The sequence below is a fragment of the Streptomyces sp. SolWspMP-5a-2 genome (genome assembly GCF_900091845.1).
GTDB lineage: Bacteria > Actinomycetota > Actinomycetes > Streptomycetales > Streptomycetaceae > Streptomyces > Streptomyces doudnae.
In genome coordinates, this window is the sequence record NZ_FMCI01000013.1 from 1 (window position 1) to 1,761 (window position 1,761).

The 1,761-nt window shown below is 67.5% G+C and carries 1 protein-coding gene and 1 pseudogene; both read right to left on the reverse strand.

Annotated elements, in window-relative coordinates:
- Positions 1 to 409: 409 nt before the first annotated feature.
- Complete coding sequence (locus tag GA0115242_RS00655; RefSeq protein WP_093823340.1) at positions 410 to 997, reverse strand: Gfo/Idh/MocA family oxidoreductase; 588 nt, start codon at positions 995 to 997, stop codon at positions 410 to 412.
- A gap of 30 nt (positions 998 to 1,027) precedes the next feature.
- Positions 1,028 to 1,761, reverse strand: a pseudogene (locus GA0115242_RS00660) (IS5 family transposase); the annotation flags it as partial.

The window sequence follows — 1,761 nt, forward strand, 5'->3', positions numbered from 1 at the left end:
AATCATTATGTTAGGCGTTGTAAGACGGGGCGGCACGAGCTGGGGCCGCCACCCTCTACCATCGTCAGGAAAGCGCGCATCTCGGCCCGGTATGCCTCGGCGAAACTGTCAAATCCCGGTGTACGGGGGACGGCTTCACCTCAGCCGGGCTGCGCGGCGGCCGTCCATGGCGCCCACAGCAGCGACGCGGCACCGCGCCCGGCGACGGCCGACTCGCCGGCGGCCAGTACTCCATGCGATGGTCGTAGCCGCTCGGGTCCAGCCTCGACGCGGTCAGGACCGCGGTCCCGCCATGGGCCAGCGTCAGCATCACCGTGCCGACACCGATCTCCGCCCGCCCCTCGCCCGAACCCGGGTGCGGGACCTGCTGGGTATCGGCCAGCACCGAGATGATCTCGTCCTGCGCGATTCAGCGCGTGGCGTCGATGTCATGGATCAGGCAGTCGGTGAAGGGGTCTCCCGCCGTGGAGCTGTAGCCCTCGCTCGGAAGCGTTCGGTCGAAGGCCGTGCCCCGGATCATCAGGACCTGTCCAGCCGCCCCGGAGGCCACCAGCCGGTGGAGCATCAGGTACTCGGGATCGAAGCGGCGCTGGAAGCCGACGAGAACACGGGCTGACAGCCGACGGGCCGTCGCCGCGATGTGCCGGGCTTCGGGCAGGCCGGCGGCGAGCGGCTTCTCGCAGAACACCGGGATGCCCCGGGCCATCGCCGTGTCGAGCAGCGGCAACCGGTCGGTGGCCGAGGTCGCGACGACCAGCGCGTCCGTGTCGGCGAGGACCGCCTCGGCCGTCGGGCGGACCGATCCGTCCACCTCCGCCGCGGCCTTTCCCGCCACGGCGGGGTCGGCGTCATAGATGAGCAGGGAACCCGTGGGAACCATCCCGGGGAGGTTGCGTGCGTGCACGGAACCGATGCGACCGGCTCCGACCGGATCTGGGAGACAGCTGGCCGGACGGCCGGATTCCAGAGAGCGATTTCTCGCCCGGGGATTCCGCATGCAGTCCCGGGAGCCACCTATGCCCCTGTCCTACGTGGTGAGGCGGACAAGCAGCTTGTAGCAGCAGAGGACCGCGACCAGTCCGAGAAAGGCCAGGTGTTACGGGGATGAGGCTCGTAGCGTGGACTGAGTCTGCGGTAGCCGGACAGCCACGACATCATGCGCTCGATGACCCACCTACGACGCCCTAATCGCTCGCTGGATTCGATGCCTTTGGGGGCGATGCGTACTCCGATTCGCTTCCACCTGAGCCATCTGCGCAGGTCGGCGCGAGCGTAGGCTTTATCTGCGTGGAGGCGCCGGGTCTTGAAGTACCGACCGCGATGAGGGCCGTGTCTCGTTTGGTTTGGTGACCCTCGATCATGGGCTTCAGCTCTTCGCTGTCGTTAGTGTTGCCGGCCGGGACACCGACGAGAAGCGGCAGTCCGTTCGCGTCCGACAGGACGTGCATCCTGGAACCCTGCTTACTGCGGTCTACGGGGCTCCGGACCTGTGTGTTCGCCCCCCTTTTGCCCTGACGTGGGCGGGGTCGAGGACGACGCGGGTGACGTCGATGAGCCAGGAGTCGTCAAGCAGGTGCAGCACGGCTTCGTGGAGACGCCCCCAAACGCCAGCTCTCGACCAGATCAGGAATCTGCGGTGGGCGGTTGACTTCGATATCACGAAGCACGGCGGCAGAGCGCGCCAGGCGCAGCCACTGACCAGCACGTAGACGATCGCGGCGAACAGCGTCTCATCAGGTGTGTCCGGCGTCCCGCCGCCTT

Coding starts and splice junctions, on each gene's coding strand:
- GA0115242_RS00655 (WP_093823340.1), bottom strand. CDS start 997: ATGCGGAATCCCCGGGCGAGAAATCGCTCTCTGGAATCCGGCCGTCCG.